This is a genomic window from Methanothermococcus okinawensis IH1, from assembly GCF_000179575.2.
Classification (GTDB): Archaea; AGJL01; Methanococci; order Methanococcales; family Methanococcaceae; genus Methanofervidicoccus; species Methanofervidicoccus okinawensis.
The window spans coordinates 994,888-1,017,046 of record NC_015636.1 but is presented as its reverse complement, the minus strand read 5'-3'; the positions used below and the strand labels follow the sequence as shown (position 1 = coordinate 1,017,046).

Annotated in this window: 14 protein-coding genes; 8 read left to right on the top strand and 6 right to left on the bottom strand. The window is 27.9% G+C overall.

What is annotated here, in order from left to right:
• Nucleotides 1-247: 247 nt before the first annotated feature.
• Nucleotides 248-2,149: a glutamine--fructose-6-phosphate aminotransferase gene (locus tag METOK_RS05055; RefSeq protein ID WP_013867144.1), complete on the top strand. Its 1,902-nt coding sequence runs from the start codon at nucleotides 248-250 to the stop codon at nucleotides 2,147-2,149.
• A 14-nt stretch (nucleotides 2,150-2,163) separates the two neighbouring features.
• On the opposite strand, the gene METOK_RS05050 is transcribed toward METOK_RS05055, so the two are convergent.
• Nucleotides 2,164-2,994: a TIM barrel protein gene (locus METOK_RS05050; protein WP_013867143.1), complete on the bottom strand. Its 831-nt coding sequence runs from the start codon at nucleotides 2,992-2,994 to the stop codon at nucleotides 2,164-2,166.
• Between the two features lie 209 nt (nucleotides 2,995-3,203).
• Between METOK_RS05050 and METOK_RS05045 the strand changes: the two genes are divergently transcribed.
• The 7 genes from METOK_RS05045 to METOK_RS05015 all read left to right on the top strand — a co-directional run bounded on the left by METOK_RS05045 (nucleotide 3,204) and on the right by METOK_RS05015 (nucleotide 15,104).
• Nucleotides 3,204-4,055: a UbiA family prenyltransferase gene (locus METOK_RS05045; protein WP_013867142.1), complete on the top strand. Its 852-nt coding sequence runs from the start codon at nucleotides 3,204-3,206 to the stop codon at nucleotides 4,053-4,055.
• 227 nt (nucleotides 4,056-4,282) lie between these two features.
• A complete protein-coding gene (locus tag METOK_RS05040; RefSeq protein WP_013867141.1) occupies nucleotides 4,283-8,815 on the top strand; it encodes a choice-of-anchor U domain-containing protein in 4,533 nt (1,510 codons plus the stop codon).
• 237 nt (nucleotides 8,816-9,052) lie between these two features.
• The gene (locus METOK_RS05035) at nucleotides 9,053-10,885 is read left to right on the top strand and encodes a hypothetical protein (protein ID WP_013867140.1); all 1,833 of its coding nucleotides are present in this window, start codon (nucleotides 9,053-9,055) and stop codon (nucleotides 10,883-10,885) included.
• Between the two features lie 234 nt (nucleotides 10,886-11,119).
• A complete protein-coding gene (locus METOK_RS05030) occupies nucleotides 11,120-11,893 on the top strand; it encodes a hypothetical protein (protein WP_013867139.1) in 774 nt (257 codons plus the stop codon).
• 175 nt (nucleotides 11,894-12,068) lie between these two features.
• Nucleotides 12,069-13,625, top strand: coding sequence for a hypothetical protein (locus tag METOK_RS05025; protein WP_048057893.1), 1,557 nt, complete (start codon nucleotides 12,069-12,071; stop codon nucleotides 13,623-13,625).
• Nucleotides 13,600-13,920, top strand: a complete 321-nt coding sequence (locus METOK_RS05020; protein WP_013867137.1) for a hypothetical protein — start codon at nucleotides 13,600-13,602, stop codon at nucleotides 13,918-13,920. Before METOK_RS05025 ends, METOK_RS05020 begins: the two co-directional genes overlap by 26 nt.
• A 26-nt stretch (nucleotides 13,921-13,946) precedes the next feature.
• Nucleotides 13,947-15,104: a winged helix-turn-helix transcriptional regulator gene (locus METOK_RS05015; RefSeq protein ID WP_013867136.1), complete on the top strand. Its 1,158-nt coding sequence runs from the start codon at nucleotides 13,947-13,949 to the stop codon at nucleotides 15,102-15,104.
• 105 nt (nucleotides 15,105-15,209) lie between these two features.
• Here the strand turns inward: METOK_RS05015 and sepS are convergent, their stop codons facing one another.
• From sepS to hisI, 5 genes are all read right to left on the bottom strand, one after another.
• Nucleotides 15,210-16,829: an O-phosphoserine--tRNA ligase gene (gene sepS / locus METOK_RS05010; RefSeq protein ID WP_013867135.1), complete on the bottom strand. Its 1,620-nt coding sequence runs from the start codon at nucleotides 16,827-16,829 to the stop codon at nucleotides 15,210-15,212.
• A gap of 158 nt (nucleotides 16,830-16,987) precedes the next feature.
• The gene (locus METOK_RS05005; RefSeq protein ID WP_013867134.1) at nucleotides 16,988-18,358 is read right to left on the bottom strand and encodes a P-loop domain-containing protein; all 1,371 of its coding nucleotides are present in this window, start codon (nucleotides 18,356-18,358) and stop codon (nucleotides 16,988-16,990) included.
• A gap of 182 nt (nucleotides 18,359-18,540) precedes the next feature.
• Nucleotides 18,541-20,448 carry a beta-CASP ribonuclease aCPSF1 gene (locus tag METOK_RS05000; RefSeq protein ID WP_013867133.1) on the bottom strand — a complete coding sequence of 636 codons (1,908 nt, stop codon included), beginning with the start codon at nucleotides 20,446-20,448 and terminating at the stop codon, nucleotides 18,541-18,543.
• A gap of 326 nt (nucleotides 20,449-20,774) precedes the next feature.
• Nucleotides 20,775-21,437, bottom strand: a complete 663-nt coding sequence (gene psmB, locus METOK_RS04995; protein WP_013867132.1) for an archaeal proteasome endopeptidase complex subunit beta — start codon at nucleotides 21,435-21,437, stop codon at nucleotides 20,775-20,777.
• A gap of 157 nt (nucleotides 21,438-21,594) precedes the next feature.
• Complete coding sequence (gene hisI / locus METOK_RS04990) at nucleotides 21,595-21,978, bottom strand: phosphoribosyl-AMP cyclohydrolase (protein ID WP_013867131.1); 384 nt, start codon at nucleotides 21,976-21,978, stop codon at nucleotides 21,595-21,597.
• Nucleotides 21,979-22,159 lie beyond the last annotated feature (181 nt).

The following is a 22,159-nucleotide window of genomic DNA, read 5'->3' as shown; positions in this document are numbered from 1 at the left end:
ATAAAACTTAGAGTTTTATTCAATCACCTGAATGAAATGAAGGTGAGCTATAAAATCCCATAGGATTTTATTCAATCACCTGAATGAAATAATAAGTTTTTTAATCATTATTTAATAATAAAAAATAAATAATAAAATATTTAAAAGTGTAATATTATATAACTACATTATAAAACTATATTTAAAAGTATAGAATTTTTATTTAATTTTTATTATTATTATTTTATTTAATTTATATGGTGTAAAAATGTGCGGAATAATTGGATATATTGGAAACAGAAAAGCGTCTGAAATCCTATTAAAAGGATTAAAAAGATTGGAATATAGGGGTTATGATAGTTGCGGAATTGGAATAATCGATAACAATAACTTAATTATAAAAAAGGATGTGGGAAGGGTAGAAGAAGTTGCTAAAAAAGAGGATTTTTTGGGATTAAATGGAAATGTTGCCATAGGTCATAATAGATGGGCTACGCATGGACATGTATCAAAAGAAAATGCCCACCCTCATACCGATTGCAAGGCTGAGCTCTGTATTGTTCATAATGGAATTATAAGCAACTATAAAAAATTAAAAAAAGAACTTATAAGCAAAGGTCATAAATTTAAATCCCAAACGGATAGTGAGGTAATAGTCCATTTAATCGAAGAAGAATTGAAAAAGTATAAAAATCCATCAGAAGAAGATTATATAAATGCAGTCAAAGAAGTTTCAAAAAAATTGGAGGGTTCCTATGCAATATTAATATTAAATAAAAACTTTCCACATTTACTTGTTGGATTGAAAAATGAAAGTCCTCTTATTCTTGGAGTAAAAGAGGATGAATGCTTTTTAGGAAGTGATATTTCGGCATTTTTAGAATGGACAAAAGAAATAATACCTTTGGAAGATGGAGATATAGTAGTTTTAAGAAAATATAATCCAAACAATAATTGTAATAGTAGTAAGATTAATAATAAAAGTATTAATAATAAAAATAATAATAAAAGTGATAAAATAGGGGCAGTATCAGTATCATATAGTATATACAATAAAAACAACAATATTACAAATGAAAGAAAAAAAATTACCATAAATTGGGATATAGAAAGTGCAGAAAAAGCAGGATATGACCATTTTATGTTAAAAGAGATTATGGAGGAGCCTGATGTTGTTAAAAATTCTTCAATAATATGCAACGATGAAATAAAGGAACTGGCAAAAGCACTTCATGAATACAATAGGATATATATCGTTGCTATGGGAACTTCACTTCATGCTTCAATGATAGCAGAATACTGGTTTTCAAAATTAAATAAATTAGTAATAGCCTGTGATTCATCTGAATTTTTAATAAAAGGTATAGTTGATAAAAACACCTTGGTAATAGGCATAACCCAAAGTGGTGAAACATACGACACAGTAAAAGCTATAAAATACGCCAAAGAAAAAGGAGCTAAAACTGCCACAATAGTAAATGTATTAGGTTCCACAGCAACAAGAGAGGCTGATATTACCATTATGATGGGCTCGGGTATTGAAATATCCGTCTGTGCAACAAAAACCTACCTATCCCAATTGATGATACTGTATAGATTATTTATTGAGTATGGGGAAATAATTGGAAAAGATATGAGTCTGTATAGAAATGAACTTAAAAATATCCCAGAATATATAAAAGAAGTTATATCTGAAAAGGAAAGAATAAATATAAAAAATATAGCCAAAAAACTAACAGCCAAAAACTACATCTTTATATCCAAAGGAATAAATTTACCAAATGCATTGGAGGGAGCTCTGAAATTTAAAGAAATTACCTACTTACATGCCGAAGGTATGAGCAGTGGATTTTTAAAACACGGCACAATATCGTTAATCGATGAAAATATGGATACCATCGCCTTAGTTCCACCTTCAAATTCAAATTTATTCAATTCTGTGGTGTCAAATATTGAGGAGATAAAGGCAAGAAATGGAAAGGTAGTCGGTATATCACCAGTGGATATCGATATGGTTGATTATTTAATAAAAATACCTAATGTATTGGAAGAAGTAAGTCCTTTTGTTTATGCTCCTGCCTGTCAATTATTGGCATATTATAAAGCAGTAGAGCTCGGAAGAGATGTGGATAAACCAAGAGGTCTCGCAAAAAGTGTCACGGTTGAATAGTTATAAAAATTATTTTAAAGCTCCATATAAACCCTTTTTAAAATCAATGCATCATATTCCATTCTTGGACTTTCACATATTACCGTTCCTGAAGTATTAAAATCCTTTAATATCTTTAATACATCTTTATAGTTAAAATTGGAGTTATCCAAAGGAAGATGGTTTTTTTCTCCACCTTTTCCAAACTCTATACCAGATAAATGGACATGCATATCATTTATGGCTTTTTTTCCAAGGGTATTTTCCATGTTTTCCATGATTTTATAAAAGGAATCATAGTCATTTATTTTTCCCAAACTTCTCGCATATATATGGGCAAAATCTATGCAGGGCAATATGTTTAGTTCTTCGGATAATCTTATTAATTCATCTACATTTCCAAATTGACTTATTTTTCCCGTAGTTTCTGGTCTTAACATTGCATTTATTTTATTTTCAGTCAAATAACTTAATATTGTGTTTATATTTTTAACCATGGTTCTATATACTTTGTTCTTATCCTGTTTAAGATAATACCCTGGATGAAAAACTACATTTTTATTTTTTTTGGATTTTTTTCCGAATATGCTTATTATCTTTGCCGAATTTATTATTCTATCCATGCTACTTTTAACCTTTTCCGGCTCTTTTGCATTTAGATTTATATAATAAGGGGCATGAACACTTAATATGATATCGTTTGAATAATCTTTTAATTCTTCCGCCTTTTCTTCTTTTATATTAACCCCCCTTACAAATTCTATTTCCATGGCATTTAAACCTATTTTTTTTAAAAAATCAAAAGCCCCAATGGTGGTTCTTGGTTTTACATTTATGGGTATCCCCGCTGTTCCAAAGTTTAGCATATTATCACATTTATATTATAATAGATAATAGGAATTAAAAATATCTACGGAAATTTTATGAACTATTTTATAAACTATTTACTAAATATATATGATTACATAAATAATAATTCTAAATTATAATTTTAAAATAACTATTAACAGATATAACTTTTAAAATTAAATTAATTTATAAATTTAAAATTTAAAAAATATAGATTGGGGTATGTATGAAACATTTAAAATATTATTTAGATTTAATGCGAGCAAAAAACTGTTTAACGGCATCGTTTGGAACTATTATTGGTGGATTAATAGCCTCAGGTTTTAACTTAAATTTAGTGAATAATAATATATATTATATACTTATTGCATCATTTATCGTATTTCTGATATGTGGATTTGGGAACGCCCTTAACGACATATACGATATTGAAATAGATAAAATAAACAAACCTTTTAGACCACTTCCATCAAATAAAATATCCTTAAAAAATGCTAAGATATTTTCATGGTTATTGGTATCTTTTGGTATAATAATCTCCATATTCAATAGGATATGTTTTGTAATAGCTATTATTAATGCCATTGCACTATATCTATATGCTAAAAAATATAAAAAAAATAAAATAATTGGAAATTTAATAGTGGCTTATCTTACTGGTTCGGTATTTATATTTGGTGGTGCATCCGTTAATAATGTTGGTATTACTTTGATTTTATTTTTATGTGCAATGTTTGCGACATGGAGTAGGGAGATAATAAAGGATTTTGAAGATACAGAGGGGGATTTAAAAGAAGGGGTAATGTCTCTTCCAATAAGATATGGAGATAAATCATTATATATTGCAGGGATTTTTTTAATAGTTGCAGTTATTTTAAGTCCATTACCTTATATTATGGGCATGTTTGGAGATATTTATTTAATCGGAATAACTATTTGTGATATATTGTTTATATACTCAATACTTAAATTGATAGGAGCCCCTTCAAAAAGTGGTGCTAAAAAATCATCGAAAAATATAAAGTATATTATGAATTTAGTGCTTTTATGCTTTGTAATAGGTTCAATTTTAAAATAATATATTATATGATGTTTTATTTTATTATTTATTTTTATATTTTTTATAAACTGTCTAAAAAATGTTCTATAAATTATATATATTTTCTTAAATTATAATTAAATAAAAGAAAAATATATAGCGATAAGAATATATAAAAAGATTAAAATATTAAAATTTAATATATTTATTTTAAAAAATTATTTATCCATCAATATTACTTTTTAATTAAATTTAGGGTGTGTTTTATGAAATTTCAAATATCTGCTTTGATAGTGGTATGTTTATTGTTAATATCAACTTTTGCAACAGGGGATAATTTATCAAGCTTATACAATATATCGGATGATAATTATTCCAATTTTACCAATTTATGCAATAATGCCTCAATATCTTTTAACAATAATAATAGTTTAGAAAATAAAAATATTACAGAATTAAACAATCATAATAAAAATTTCACTTCAAATTTAGTCAATTTATCTAAAAATATTACCAATATTTACAATAATATTAACAACAGTAATTTTACTAAAAATTATACTATAAAATTAACTTCAAAAAATTTAAATAATAATGTCACAATTAATAGGAGCTCTAAAATTAATAACTCTGAAACTAATAAAACTAATAAAATCAACAAAAATAATGCCCTAAAAAGCACACATTATTTAAATATAAAAATTGATGGATATAAAGTTGTAGTAAAAACTAATGGTGAGCTCTGTGGAGTTGCGAATAACATCCCCTTAAAATTTATTAGAATAAACAATAGTGATGAGTATATATTATCCCCCGTGATTTTAAATAATGCTATTAAAATTTATTCAAGATTTGGAAATGAAACACTAAATAAAACCATATTTTTAAATTACACCCAAAATAAAACAGTAAAAAATAAAACAATAATAGTAAAAGATATTTATTTCCCATCAGAAAAAATAATTATAAAAACCAACTTTAAACCAAATAACGCATACATAATAGCTCCAAATAATGAAATTATTGATTTAAAAATCCATAAAAAAGGAAAAAATTACATTTTATCGACAAAAATAAATAAAAATATTATATTGGGAAATTACACAGTGATAATTGATGGAATTAAAAAATCGTTTGTTGTAGATTACTACAAAATTAACGCTAATTTTAACAATAGTTGTATTTTTGGTAATATATCCTATTATTATATTATGCCAAAGACTGTTAAATATAATATTATGCCGATAAATTTAAGTGGAAATGTCTCTATTAAAAATGGTAGTTTCTGCATACCTATAAATCTTACAAATAATAATTATAGTGTAATTTTAACCTGTGGAAATGCCAAAACTATCGTTTTAATAAATAATAAGAAAGAGAAAAATAAATCAATAATATTAAAAAATATTTATTTCTTATTAGAGAATATAACCACAAAAACCAACTTTAAACCAAATAAAGCATTTATTATAACTCCAAACAATAAAACCATAACTCTAAATTTCTCAGGGGATAAAGATAATTATATTGCAGAATTTGAAGCTAAAAATGTAGGAGTTTATAAAGTAGTTGTAGATAACTTAACAAAGGATATTTATGTTGATGATTATAAAATAAATGTATCCTTAAACAGCTCTATAATTATTGGTAATATTAGTTGGCATCTAATTCAGCCAAAGTATGTTAATTATACCTTATTGCCTAAAAATATTAGAGGAAGAGCTGAAATAAAAAATAACAGCTTTAAAATAAATCTTACAAATGATATAAAAGTTGTAAAAATAAGATGTGGTAATGCCTTTGTTAATTTGTCAGTAGTAAATAACAAAACCAAAGAGAATAATAAAAAATCAAACTTTGAAACCATAAATATTTCTAATGGAAATAGAAATTATTCAATAAACTTCACTATTAATAGAGGAAAATTTGAGCAGTTAAAATTTAAAGATAAGAAATTATATCTAAATATTACCAACATAACCAATGGGAGCTCTGTAAATATAACGGTTAAACTTCCTTTTAAAATCCCTGAAGGTATGTATATCTATTATTGGAAAAATGTAAGTGGAACATTAAAAGCTGTTAATTATAGCATAAGTAAAGATAGAACAAAGATAACATTTACATTGAAAGATGGAGTTTTAGATGAAGATGGAAAAAAGAATGGAAGAATTATAGACCCGATGATGTTTTATATTCCAAGATATAATGTAAAAACAGCATTTAAAAATAATAAAACTGGAATTTTGCATGTTTATGATTATTCAACTGAAAATGAATTATACAATATAACTGTAAAAATCAGTAAAGGAAGATTAAATTATTTGGCTTTTGTTGATAAAAATAATATTCCTATTAAACCACATGCCAATTTGCCATTTAACTTAATTAAATTTAGAATATCAAACATTTCAAAGGGAGAAAGTGTTAATATTAATATAACCTATTCTAAGGATATATTGAAAATTCGAGATAATAGCAAGATTTATTATTATAAATTTAATCCTAATAACTTAAAACAGTATTCAATAAATGCAACATTAATTAACAACAATACAATTTCATTTACTTTAACTGATGGTAAATTAGGGGATGATGACAATAAAAGCAATGGAATTATTGCAGATGATGGAGGTGTAGGGTGGGTAGGATATTATAGTGAATGGGATGCTGTAATAGGTAGTTTATTTAACCAGCAAATACATACCTATTGGCTCTATGTTCCAAAAAGTGTTGAAAATTTTAGTTTTGGGGTTTTTGATGGAGATGGTTTTATTGTAAATATCTATTCTCCAAATGGAACATTATATACAACATTAAATGAATCTGCAAATGGTAATTGGAATTATACACAAATATATACAAACGGAAATTATGGTCTTTGGAAAATTGTTATTAATAATACCAAGTCTAATTATCCGGGAGGGAATTATTATAATCTAAATATTAGTGGGGATGATAGATTAAATCTGAAAGTAAATATGACCTATACAATAAAAAACGGAGAAACATATTATGGAACACCTAATGCAACATTGTTAAATCATTCTTCTGATATAGTTTCTTCAACTCATGAATTTTATGTTTATGCTACATCAGATTTTAATATATCTATATTTGACCCTGATAATTACAATTATTCAGGGTATGGAGATAGACTAAATGTTAGTATCTATTATCCAAATGGAACATTATATTACTCATTTTATCCCTATGATAATAATTATACAATAATAAGGTGGGGGTGGTGGTCTTGGTTGATAGAACAAGATAATCCAGTATGGGTTACTAAGCATATATCAATTAATGGATATAAAGGATGGTGGATGATAAAATTAACTCAGGAGAAGAACTATGGCGATAATGAAACTGGAGAAAACCAAATAATTCTTGCAACAAATATATCAGATGGATTATGGTTTAAAAGGCCAAAATCATTAGCAGCGGATTCAGGAACTGCAACAATATGTAGAGATTCTCAAACTAACATGGTGCATAGATACTATACTATAATACCTTATGGAACTTCAAATTATACTATTGGCATTTGTGATGGGGATGGTTTAGGTGTTAATATATCTTATCCAAATGGAACATTATATGGTAGTTATACTGCACCAAATAACGCACAAAATGGGGAGCCTCCAAATTACTTCCAAATTGATACAAATAATAAATATGGGTGGTGGATTATAAACATCTCTGAAGACAGTTGGCCATCTAAAAATGGCAATTATTATTCATTATCAGCTATAAATTCCCCAGTTTTAAAATTGAACCATACATATACGAATCATAGCGGATACTATGGAACTCCAGATGCAATGATTGTTGGTGATAATACATCTACCTTGGGAAGTAAAACATGGTATATATCAACACCAAAGGGTCTTTCTTCATTTAATCTATCTATTTATGATGGAGATGGAGCAATAAATGTTTCAATATATTTCCCAAATGGAACTAAATATAAAGAATTTACAGCAATTGGAGATGAAACTTGGGATAACTATACCATTAATATAAGTAATCCAAATCAAACTTATGGTATCTGGGAGATTGTTGTTCGGGAAATAAGCGACTATGACGATTACTTAACTGGGGGAAATATGTATAAAATAGCTACAACAACAAAAACAGGCATTCTTTCTGGTAATCCTCGGTATAATCTATCAATAGTTGATACCAGTACCAAATCTTCGGTTAATACATCTGAAACATTTAATATTACCGTATATGTTAAAGATACAGGAACTATGGACATGTCAAATATATCTGTAAATATAACACTTCCAAATGGTTGGAGTGGGGAAACTAACAAAGTTATTCCACATATATTACCAAATCAAACAGTTGTATTAAACTTTACATTAACTGCTCCTTCAAGTCCTGGAAATTATATAATAACTGTAAATACAACAAATGATTATGTCCATTGGGATTTTGATGATTCTAAAAATATTAATATTACAGTTGTAAATAATTTATTAATTAAAAAAATAAATATCTCAGCTGGACTTTCTGCAATTTGGGAAAATAACAGTTTAAATATAACAATAACGGTTAAATCATATAACAATGCAAGAGATGTCTATGTTTATTGGGTAAAACCAAATAATTCAAATGTAACAAATATTTCTGGAGATTTCAATGCTTATGGTAATAATACCAACAATGTCTATTGGTTTAAGTTCACCAGATTAAATGCTGGAGAATCGAAAAATATAAATATAATTCTCAATATATCAAATAACTGTGAGCTCTCTAATATATACAATATAGGTATAGACCCTAAATAACTATTTTTATAATAATTATTAAAAATAAAAATGTCTAAAAAATGTTCTATAAATTATATATATTATAATCACATTATATTTCTTTGTAATGAAAAAAAACTTATAAAACTTATTTATTTTTTTAATATATTTTTTAATCATAGTTAATTATCTGTTTGAAATATATACAATATATAAAAAATCTTACCTACATATTTACCTACATATTTACTTACATATTTATTGAGGTGAGCTCTAATGAAAAAATATATTGCATTAATAAGTCTATTGTGCATCATAGGGGCAATATCTGCGGTATCTGCCTATGGCACAAATGGACCACTAAAAGTAACCTATGAAGAGAAATACAATATAACTGGAAATGCCACAGCAAATGGGATAACTTCAAATATTCATAATATTACAGCATACATCATCATAAACAACACTGCAACTGATGTAAATGATACATTAAATGATGTATGGGTTGCAGTAAATATGCAAAACAATAACATAACAGGTTTAGAATATTATAACAAATCTGGAATAGTTCTTGGAAATAATGTAGCAGATTCTCCTGACCCAAAAACTAATCTTTCAGGAGGTAATAAATATATACATATATGCACTCTTGGAAATAACAGCTGGATTATATACAAATTTAGCTACAATGTATCCAATGTGCCTAATGTAGGAGCTCCTATTATTGTAAATGAATCTTACTCAACAACAAAAGTTTCTGCCAATGAAATAGTAAATTGGACCGTGCACATGACATTACAAAGAAATACAACATCAGATGTGAGTGTAAAGATAACAAAATATTTGAGTAATGACTATAATAACTATGGAAATAGCACTTGGACATTATTAAACATATCAAAAAATGAAAGCAGTACTGGTTCAACAGTAGTTTGGAATGGACCATATACATCAAATAACAATGATGCTTTAAATTGGACGGATATATTATTATCTGATAATTCTATACAGCAGTTAAACTTTACAGTAACTGCAAATAGTTCATATAGTAATAGAAATGCATCAGAAATACCTTATGGATTTGCAGTAATTTACTTTAATTATAGCAATACACATTACAATGCAACTGATGTAATTCCTGGAATATTTGCATCGGGTTATGGACAAATCAGTGCAGATAAGCAAGGTCCTGAACAAGACGCAAATGGAAACTATGTCGTATGGTATGAAAATGCAACATTTAAAAATAAAGCAAAATCATATTCATTCAATCTAACAAATGTCAATATTTGGGCTGTAAATGGAAGTAATCCAACAACATTGGACCCATTCAATACCACTTATTTAATAAATGGTTCAAATCATACTTATGGTAGTCCATTGCCCACATCACTTGCACCAGGAGCTCATTGGAATACATCCAAATATAACTTCACATTTAGTAATGTCCCAGTAGTTTGGGCAAACTGCACATTTAAAGTAGCAGATAATAATATTACAATATTAAATAGATCAGTAAATGAATACAGCACAAAGTATGGTAGTACATATATAATTACCGAATATATGCAAATTGTTGGAGGTTATTTAATCAAGGTAACAAAACACATCATACCAAATAAAGATGGAACTTACGATATATACATTGTAGTAGAAAACATTGGAAGTGCAAAATCACCTTATATATATGCCTATGATTTAATACCTCAAAACTTTTCAATTATTGGCAATATATCCGTAAATGAATCATACATGTTAAACAACACTGGAAATCATTCAGTATCTAACCCAAAATATAACATGAGCATATATTGGGCATTGAATCCTCTTAATGGAGGAGCAGATGGTGATGGAAGTTATAACGATTCAACTGGGATGCAAAATAATGAAACAGTTGTAATACACTACAAACTTAACGGAACTGGTACATTCTATCCATCAGATGCATTCATTGTAGGTATCGACCCTACGCATTCATTACTTCCTACAACCTCTCCAAAGATAACACTTGTTAGTGGTGCAATAGCAGAGAACTACGAACCGTTATTGATGTTATTGAGTGGTTTAGTTGGTATAGGTTGTATAATAAGAAGAAGGAAAAATAACTAAATAAATAATAAATTTTTTATTTCTTTTTTTTTAATTATTTTAATTTTATTTTGTAGTAATAATTTAAAATTTAGCTGTATTAGAAATTTATAGAATATTATTTAAATATGTTTTATAATATTATTATTAATGTTAGTTTTATTTCACCATAATATTTGGAATTTTACAATAATAATGATATATATGTAAAATTTTATAAATAAAATTAAAATAAATTAAGGGCTGAGGGAGAGTATGAAAAAAATAGGTTTAGTATTTTCACTATTATTGCTATCTACACTGTCTTACAGTTATGCCGATGTTGAAAAAATTACCAATTATACTATGGATGTAAATGTTAATAACGGAGCTCAGGCCAATATTAAAAATACTTTTGTAATAAAAAACCTCGTATCCTACCCATTAGTCCCAGGTATTGGGGAGTTGAGATTGCAGGAGCAGGGACCTAAAAAAATTTTAATTGTACCAATTCCTTTTACAAAAGAGGTTAAATCTATTGATGTAAGCCATTTAAAAGGATACTACAAAATTGGAAACGGAAAATTAACACCTATGAAGTTATATGTGAAAAATAACAATGGGGCTAATTTTACAACTATATGCTATGAAATATGGGAACCAATTGATAAACATTCCAATGTAACGGTATATTTAACTTATGATGCCGATATCGTTGATAATGGAATTTTATTTAAAACTGTATCCTTGCCAATAGGTTGTGATATGGATATAGATAATTTAAATATAAAGTTCGATTCACCCTATCACCTAACATACTTAAAACCAGAGGGAAATAACTTTAAAGTTCCAAAAAATACATTGTTTATTGTAAATGCGGAGTTTTCAGTATTGCCATTACCAAAATTGCCAACTTATGGTTATGTGATATTTTGGTTAATAATCCTTGTAGTATTGATTATAATATTTATCTACTTGGAGATTAGAAGAATGGGGAAAAACGACGATAATAAGGAATATGAAAAAAATAATAAAAGCGACACCAAGTAATATAATAATAAAATAATAATAAATAACTAAAACAATAACTATTTTTTTAAAGAAATTAAAATTCTATTTTTATTTTTTTATTGTCCAATAAATGTTCTATAAATTATATATATTATACCATCTAATTTTATTATAATAATATGTAGTGCTGAGTATTGCCTATTTGGTGTTATCTATGAAATATTACAATTCTATAATAGTTTTACTAATAATAATTTTAATGTTTATTTCCTTACCAAAAGGTTTTCCTAAAATATATAGCTACGAGGATATAATTTTTTATCCAAATGAAACTCAATCGATAAATATTTCCAAACTTTATATCGATTACAGTAATCCAAATGCATTTAGTATATACTTATATTACAACAATGCAACAAATTATATTCCATATCCAAAAAATATAACGGTTGATGTCCCGCCTAAGAAAATAAATATATCAATAAATATATCGGCAAGTAGAAACAACAATATATGGACTATATATTACAAAATATATAACAATTATAATTTTAATATATCTATCAATGTATCATTTCCAGAAGGTTATGATATTAAAAATGTTAGTATTAAAATTCCTCCGAGCTCATATAAATTAATTAAATTAAAACGATATTTAAATTCGGATAAACTACATTTCAATGATAGCAATATCAGTTTCAAAGTGCCTTCAAGGATTAAAGTAAGATATTCAAAATCCATCCCATTTTCAATAACAAAATCATCTCGTCCTTTAAATAACGGAACAACGAAATGGATTGCTACTTATAATATAAATAACACCCAAAGTATAACATTAAATACCAATATTACCTACTGGGCTGTTGTAAATAACTCAAAAATTAATCTTGGAAATGAGAGCTCTATATTAAAACCAAATCAAAGTATCATTAGGACATTTAATGTAGATATACCTAATGGTGGAGTTCCTGTATTTTATATAAATTTTAAAGCATGGCATGATACTTATGAAAATATTACTATAAAGCCTGCATTTAATATTAATAATAAATATATCATTGGAATAGCCAAAGTTAAAGGTTTGGATTTTTACATACCCTATAATACATATCCTCCAAGTCCTCCCCAAACTACTTACATACCAAGTCCTCCCAAACATCACATAACTACTACTCCCTCAAATAATCCACATAACACTATAAATCCTCCAAATAATAAAAATACGCCATCCCACCAGCATACAAAAACCAAAGAAAATAATAATAAAGATAAAGAAACTTCTGAAAATACAGAACACGAGGAAGTTAAACCAAAAGAATTAAAACTATTTGCTGTGGTAATAAAACATCCTAATTCACCAAAAAAAATAAAATCCGCAGTTGTGCTTAATGGTGTTATATCGCCAATTATATTGGCATTATTGCCGTTGCTATACCTAAATCGAAGGAAAACTTTAATCATTAGTGGCGAATTGCCCGATGAATTGGCAGAGCTAATATACTTAGAATTCAAAAATATATATGTTCCTGAGGGTTGTAATTATAAAAATCTATACAATCCTATAATATATAAATTTAGTGACGAAGAACGAATGGATATTAGGGATTTGCATGAATTAAAGGATATACCACTAAATGATGCAAAGGCAATTATATCAGCATTAAATACTACTCGAACTGTTGTATATTTGTCAAGTAAAAAATCCTATGAAATTGCAATTAATATAGGCTTGGAGGTGCATTATAATGATGGAAAACATGGCAATTGGTGAAAAAATGGAAGATGATAAAAAACATAAAATTGAATTGAATAATGAGAATTCCCCTGAATTGATAAGTATCGAAGATAAAGAAGAGGATATTGTCGTAAAATTAGAAAAAAGATATAAGAAAAGAAGAAAAAATACATTATTGGGTTCTTTATCAATAGGTATTTCAATAATATTTTTAGAGATTTCTTTAATGATATTTATGGGTGGTATTAATACCAATATGTCATTTGGAATTATAAGCTTAGTAATGGCTTCAATTTTAATATCTGTCGGTATTTTTCTAAATAATCACTGATTTTATTATATCCCTAGGGGATTATTATGAAAAAATTTTATGGCATAATAGTTACTATACTAATTGCAATGTATTTACTTAGTGGCACCTATGCATTTAATAATTGCACACATCATACTATTGACGGCGTAGATATTAATATTTACAATAATACAGTTTATTTGGATTATGTAAATAACAGCCCTGTATTCTATGTAGGAGAAAAAAAGGAATATATTATAACACCACCCTATATAAATGCAGATATAGAAATTCCTTTGATTAAAAAACTTAAATTTAAAATTACAAATAATTCCAAACTAGTAAATTTAATTATATCTCATAAAGATATTAATACATCAACCAATGCCATAATATTTGCCCCATTGCCAAGCTCTAAAAAAATCAATACATCAACTACAATATATTGGGTAAAAGACCCTTTAAAACTCAACAAAACCCAAGTTATTGGTTATTACACCTATCCTAAAAAGGGAGAAATTATTGCAACATATTCAAATGGAGAACCTGCTGCGATAAAGATAGGGAATAAAATATATGCGGGATTTAAACCAGACAAATTAAGTTTGGCTAATTTTATATATATTTTCATGATTAAAAAGGTTTTTACTCCCCCTATAACAATGATTTTGCTTATATTAGCCTCATTATTATCCATTGTAAGCATTTTTGAAGCTTTAAAAAAGAAATTAGCAAACTTTCTATTACATATGGCATCCACATCGGTATTTGTAATATTGAGGATAAACACAAATAGCAGAGATAAGGTTCTTTTAAATACAAAGAGAAAAGAAATTTATGATTATATAATAGATAACCCCGGGTGTCATTTAAGAAAATTATCGGAAGAGCTAAATACGCCATTATCAACATTATCGTGGCATTTAAGAATATTGGAGAAGGCAGAATTAATAAAAAGTAAAAAGATAGGCAATAAAATAATATACCACCCGGTGGGAATGGATAAAAATGATTTACTTTTGTTATATCTAAATGATACTCAAAATGAGATATACCAATACCTGTTAAATAATGATGCCCATTTAAGAAAAATAGCCAAAGATTTGGATATGAATGTTGAAACTGTTAGATACAATCTAAGAAAAATGGAGGAATTGGATATTATCGGTGCTAAGGAAGATGGAAATAAAATTGTATATCATATCAATTCCCATTTAGAATAATAATAGTATTTATAATAAAATTAAAAAATATAAATAACAAAATTAAAATATAAGCAATAATTAAAAAATAATATAGTTTTAAATAATTTAAAAAATAAAATAAATTTAATCAATTTCACATTTAACATTTAAAAATACGGGACCTCGTATATCTATGACCTTATTGTTTCCCATTACCTGCTTTAAAGCCAACTCATCTATTTTTAAATTTACATCGCTTAAACTTCTTACAATCGGAGCTCTGATTTTTAACTCTTTGGTATTTGAGATAAGAGCCTCTTCTATTTTTGATGTTATTTTAAAGCATAGTGCGTCAATATATCTTATACCTGTTGAAATACCATTTTCCTTTGCATTTTTAAGAAGTTCCAAATATTCCTCTTTAACGCCTTCAAAAGATGCTGGAACTCCAAGAATATTTCCATCATATACATAGATTTCGTTTAATATTGAAGGTCCAAGTAATTTTTTATTATCTTCCCTTTCAAATACTGTTATTTTTATGGTTTTTTCTGCATTGTAAAATCTTATTTTCTTTTCTACTTTGATTTCACATGGGGATTTTTTGTCCCTGTTTTTTATACAAATATCTATTAAATTATATGTTAAATTATACAATTCGTCGGTTATAGGAACTTTATCAACATTAATCATGGATGCAATATCCCTATCGCTTAATATATATTCATAGAACTGTGGATAAACCATTTTTCTTACATCGTCATAATTGTAAGTTATCATGGCGAGCCTTTCAACACCAAGCCCCAAATTCATAACTGGCACATTTATACCATATTTACTTAATGCAATAGGAGAATATACCCCAAATGTTGCAACCTCCAACCATTCCTTTAATTTTGGATGATAGGCATAAACCTCAGTTTGAGTTTCTGGCGTATAATATTTACTTTTTTTCTCATCTGGTCTAAATTGAAATTTTGTAAATCCAAACTGCGATAAAAGTCCCTCTGCAACAACCTTCCCATCATCGATGGAAACATCCTCACCTGCTATTACACACGATGCGGAGTGATATGTCATAAGATGGCTTTTATCCTCTTTCTGCTCCCTTCTAAAACATCTATCTATTGAGAATAATTTAAATGGTAATGGTTTTTTATGTATGAGCTCCGATACTGTAATAAACCATCCAGATGTCATGTGGCTTCTTAGAGTAAGGGTTGATGGTTCTGGGATGAGCTCCTTGAATTCAGGAAATACCTCTTCCAATATTTTTAATCCCATTTCATTGGATGTATTTAATGCATTTCCTATTTCAAATACTAAATCGTCACCATCAAGGGTTCCTTTTTTATATTGGTGAAGTATTCTTCTTAAATTTTCCTTTTTCTCTTCATTGTCTATTTTTATTCCAAGTTTTTCTATTTTTTTTAGTTTCTCATCACTCAATCCAACATCAGGTCTTGGAAGTCCCGCTAAATAAAAACACCTATCAAGCACAGCCATAGCCTCAGGTCCAAATTGCTTATATATTTCCTTTTTATCCACTATTACAGGGTTTATATATTCTTCAAATCCCATTCTCAAATATGCCTGTCTTAATCTTTCTATCGTATCAATTACAGGATGAGATTTCCCAAATTCAGGTTTTATTCTGGGGTGCTTTCTATCGATATGTTTGTTTGGTATGAGCTCCTTTGTTTCCCGCCATGCCTTTTCAAAATCTTTATTAGCCATCTTTAAAATATCGTCTGTATTGAACATGTTATCCTCATTTATTTTTTATTACTCCATTATTCTATCACTTTATTTATTATTACTTTATTATTTTTTTAATTTAATTTTTTAATATTTATTATCTATGTTTATCTTTATTTATCATTTAATACTTCCTTTTTTATATTTTTTATATCTTTTTTATATTATTTTTTATTATAAACTTTATTACTCAATTTTAAGTAGTAATTGCTTAGTTCTTTCCTAAATTTATCCATGTCTAAATATTTTGCCTCATGCTCTTCTAAATATATGCCTCTATCACCAGATGCCGTTAATAAATCTAAACTACTTGTAATAATTATAAAAGCGCTTGTTAATTTCTCCCTTTCGTTCATTATAATTTCAGAAAGTGGTTTAACTCCTTCAAACCAATTGGATAATAACCCGCTTACAAGCAAATTTACAGCAGAATTATCTTCATCGATTAATATTAAATCTACACCTGTGGATAATGCTTTCTGAATTTGGTATGCCATAGTCATAGAGCCTGATGCTGTTCCATGAACATCCTTTGGGGTGCCAGCTATTCCCTTTGGCAGTTTTTCAAAAAACAGGCTAATGTCATTTCCATACATTTGCATACTTCCAGTGGTTGCCTTTGATAAGTTTTTTGTAGTGATGATATATTCCCGCCCATCTCCTATTAAATGGTCATCTTGTCCGCTGTCAATAGCCTCAATTAATGTCGTTTTTCCCTGAGCGTTTCTTCCAGTAATAATAAATATTTCCTTTTCTTTAATACCAAGCCCTGTAATAATATTACCATCGTAGAGCTCTACCTCTATTGGATTCAATTCCTCAGGAGTTTTAAATGGAACATTTATGCCGTTTTTTGGTCCTGCAATTCTATAATGTCTTCTCACCTTTGTATAACTTCTCGCAGGTTTTGAATTATCACCTATAAATGATACAATACCTAAATCCTTTAATTTATCCCTTAAATCCTTTTGATTTATTGTATTTATATTTTCTTTTTCAAGAAGTTTATAGGGTATTTTTTGGATAAAATCATTTAATTCATAAGATAGTTCATCAATTCTTTTCGACATTATTTTCGGAGCTTTGTCTTTAAATATCATCCTTAAAAGTAAATGAATTTCAGCAGTATTGTTATTACTATTACTAATATTATTATTACCATTATCAATAAAATTATAGCTATCCGCCCTCCATAAATCGCAACCTATATTTAAATCACTATTTATTACTGTTATAGGTTCATACAATGCAGCATATCGTTTTCCAAGATTTCCTGACAACTCTAAAAATTTTTTCTTTTTCATTTCCTCTTTAATGCATTCAATAATCCTTGCCGTGCTTCCCTCCAATCCTCTTTTGTTTAAATCTATTAAATCGTCCCTTTTAAAGATAAACGGCAATACCACCTTTATATTTTTATCAGCCTGCTGGGATGTATAAAAAACCTTATTTTTATTGACTTTTGTTAAAATTTTACGATTTAGATATGGAGATTTCACATTTTTTATAATCTCATCAATCAATGAAGTTCCCATAATTTCACTTTTAAAACTTAATGTTAAAATAAACTATATGTAAATAATAACTTAAAGATAAAAAATAAAGAGATAATAAATAAAAAATATATAAATAAATTAAATGGAGTAAATAATCTAAAAAATTTTTATAATATTATAATTTTTTTATAATATTTTATATTATTTTATATATTATTTTATCACTTCATTCTAATAGCATCTAAATTCATAGGAGCTCTTGTTTCTTTCTTAAATAATTTATAGGCTGTGCTTGCCAAATCCACACATTTTGAAGCTTCACCATGAACGGTTAATATTCTCTCGGGCATAGGTTTAAGTTTTCTCAAATATTTTATAAGCTGTTTTCTGTCGCTATGTCCCGAGAATCCTTCCAATGTATGAACGCTTAAATTTACCTTTACAGCCTTAGATTTTCCATTTCTATTCATTATAGGGATTTCCTTCCATCCCCTTTGAATCTTTCTTCCAAGGGTGCCCTCTGCCTGATAACCTACAAATACTATGGCATTTTTTTCGTCTTCTGCAAGGGATTTAAAGTATTCTACACTTGGACCTCCGCTAAGCATACCTGAGGTGGTTAATATTATACAGGGTTCATTGCTATCGATAATATTTCTCCTGTTGTTTGTGTTTTTTACCTTTCTAAATACCTCAGACAAAAATGGATTATCTCCCTCATGGAAAATCCTATTTCTTATGTTCTTTGAGAGGTATTCTGGATATGCCGTATGAATTGCAGTAGCCTCCCAAATCATACCATCCAAATAAACTGGGGCATTAAATATACCTTGATTGTATCCTTCCTCCAAAACAAGCATGAGCTCCTGAGCTCTACCTATACCAAACACTGGAATTATTACCTTACCTTTTCTTTTTATGGTTTCTGCAACAACATTTAAAAACTCTTTTTCTGTTTCTGCCCTATCTGGAAGCACATCATCATATCCGCCGTATGTGGATTCTATTATAATGGTTTCTAATCGTGGAAATTGGCATACAGCCGGTTCTAACAACCTCGATGCTTCAAATTTTATATCCCCAGTATATGCCACATTATATAATCCATCTCCAATATGACAGTGAGCTATTGCAGAACCTAATATATGCCCAGCATTGTGCATTGTTAATTTTATAGCTGGTGCAATATCAGTAGTTACCCCGTAATCTATTGGTATTGTATGTTTCACACATTTTTTAATATCTTTTGAAGAATATGGCATCACTTTACCTTCTTTTTCTGCAATATCCAAATAGTCCTTTTGTAAAAGAGTCATTAAATCCCTTGTAGGTTTTGAACAATAAACAGGACCATCATATCCGTATCTAAAAAGTCCTGGAACAAACCCGCAATGGTCTAAATGGGCATGGGTGATTACCACTGCATCGATTTCCTCTATTGAAAATTCAGGGGCATCAAAATGTGGAAATGCCTTATCCCCATCAATAGCAACATTAATTCCGCAATCTATTAAAATTCTACTTTCTGGTGTTTGAAGATAATTGCAGGTCCTTCCAACTTCCCGAGCTCCGCCTAAAAAAGACATCCTTATCCAGCAATCTTCTCTTAGTTTAACATCCCTATGTATTCTTCTACCTATTCTTCTCAGGATTTCTTTTACATCAGTTCTTTCCCTATACATTGTAGCTCTTATGGCTTTAATCGTTTCAGAAGATATTGGGGGGGTTCTTACTGGTTTGGGTGCCCATTTTATAGCTTTTTTTATCTCTTCCAGTGTGCTTCCATCTTTTCCAATTACCAGTCCAGGTTTCTTTGACTCTATAATAACCTCACCCGTATTTGCATCAAATATACAGTTGGTTATTTCAGCATCTTCTGGAACGATTTTTAAAATTTTATCCTTGGCAATCTCAGGTTCCATTAAAACAGATGGGTCAGGCCTTATAGCTATCCTCTTTCTGAATATTCTTGCAAGCTCCTTAACAAAAGAATTGGAAAATATCTCAGGATTTTTCGCGTATATCACTACCTCAGGACCTTCAAATTGCACATCAGTAATTAGTGCATTCCCCGGCGAATTTTTTATTACATACTGTTTTATCTCGTTTAATATATCCTCTGCTGACAAAATAGACCCTCCTATTAAAATTATATAAATTCTTAATAAATTATTGAAATTGTTGAAAAATTGAATATCATTTAAAATAACTGCATATATTATTTCTTTTATAATAACATATTTTTAAAAATCATAACTTTTTATAAAATAATAAAAAAATAATATATTATTTTAGATGTTAAAACCAAAAGGTTTTATTAATTTCAAATAAGAAAAATGATTAATTTAATGCTTTTATTTATTTTAATTACTTTTAATTAATACTTTTATTATTATTTTTTATTTAATTTTTTATTTTAATTTCTTTTAATTTACTATATCTGTTATTTTTTATTTTACTTTCTCCTATTTTTTCTTATTTTTTCTACCATTTTTTCTATTTCTTCGTCTGAATAGATTTTTACTCCGTTTTCATCAATTACTGCGAGAGAAATACCATTTCCAGAATATGCATCTCTCTCCATGGCAGATATAAGTGCTTTAACTGCAAGCTCTTTTCCTTTATTTATTGTCATATCCTTTTTATACTCTGCCTCTAAAACACCAAGGGCTGTTGGTGAGCCAGAACCTGTGGATGTAAATGAAGTTTCTTCATTTAATCCTCCAACAGGGTCAAGTGAAAATAACTTTGGACCGTGTAGGTTGTCATATCCGCCAATTATTAGCTGAGTTAAAAAAGGAAAATGTCTATTCCCATGTAATATATTGCTCAATAATGTTGCACAGGAATGTGGAGGCATATTGTTTCCTGTTCTCATCTTATATATTTTTGTTTCTGCTGATATCATTCTAACAAGAGATTGAGCATCTCCAACACTTCCTGCTATGGTCATTGCTATGTAGTCATCTATCTTATATAACTTTTTCGCTTCTTTGTCTGCTATAAGGTTACCCATTGTAGCTCTTTTATCGGTGGCCAATACTACTCCGTCTTTACATACCATGCCTATGGTGGTAGTCCCTTTCATGTATTCTTTGTAGTGGTCATTGTTTATCATATGAGCTCCTCCTCTATCCTATAATATATATTGTTTATTAAATATGTTAATATTATATTAATTATTAATTATATATTATGATTTTAAAAAAGTAATTATTTACTTTTATTTATTTTTATCATTTATATACTTTTAAGATTTTTTAATATTTTTATACTTAATCAAATTTATCTCCAACTGTATATATCCTGTTATTCTCCAAATCTAATTTATAGTGAAAACATGAGTAATAGCCTTCATGACATGCCCATCCAGTCTGTTCCACAACAAATAATAAGGCATCTCCATCACAATCTCTGTAAATTTCTTTAACTTTTTGCACATTTCCACTTTCTTCCCCTTTTTTCCAAAGTTTTTTTCTACTGGTTGAGTAATAATGCATATACCCTGTTTCAAAAGTTTTTTTTAGAGATTCTTTACTCATAAATGCCGTCATTAAAACATTTTTATCTTTATCTGTGGCTATGGCAATTAATAACTTATTTCCATCGATATTTCTAAATTTTAAGTTTAAATTTTTAATTATAGCATCTACATCCATAATTTACCTCTATCTAAATTTTTCCCTATAATTATCCTGCATTTATTATTAATTTTAATATTATTATTTTTTATTTTTATTACTTTAACGATTTTTTTACCCGTATAATTTTTTGCATTTATTTATAATGCAAAAAATTATATATATTAGCAATTGATAATATAAATGTAGTAATAAATAT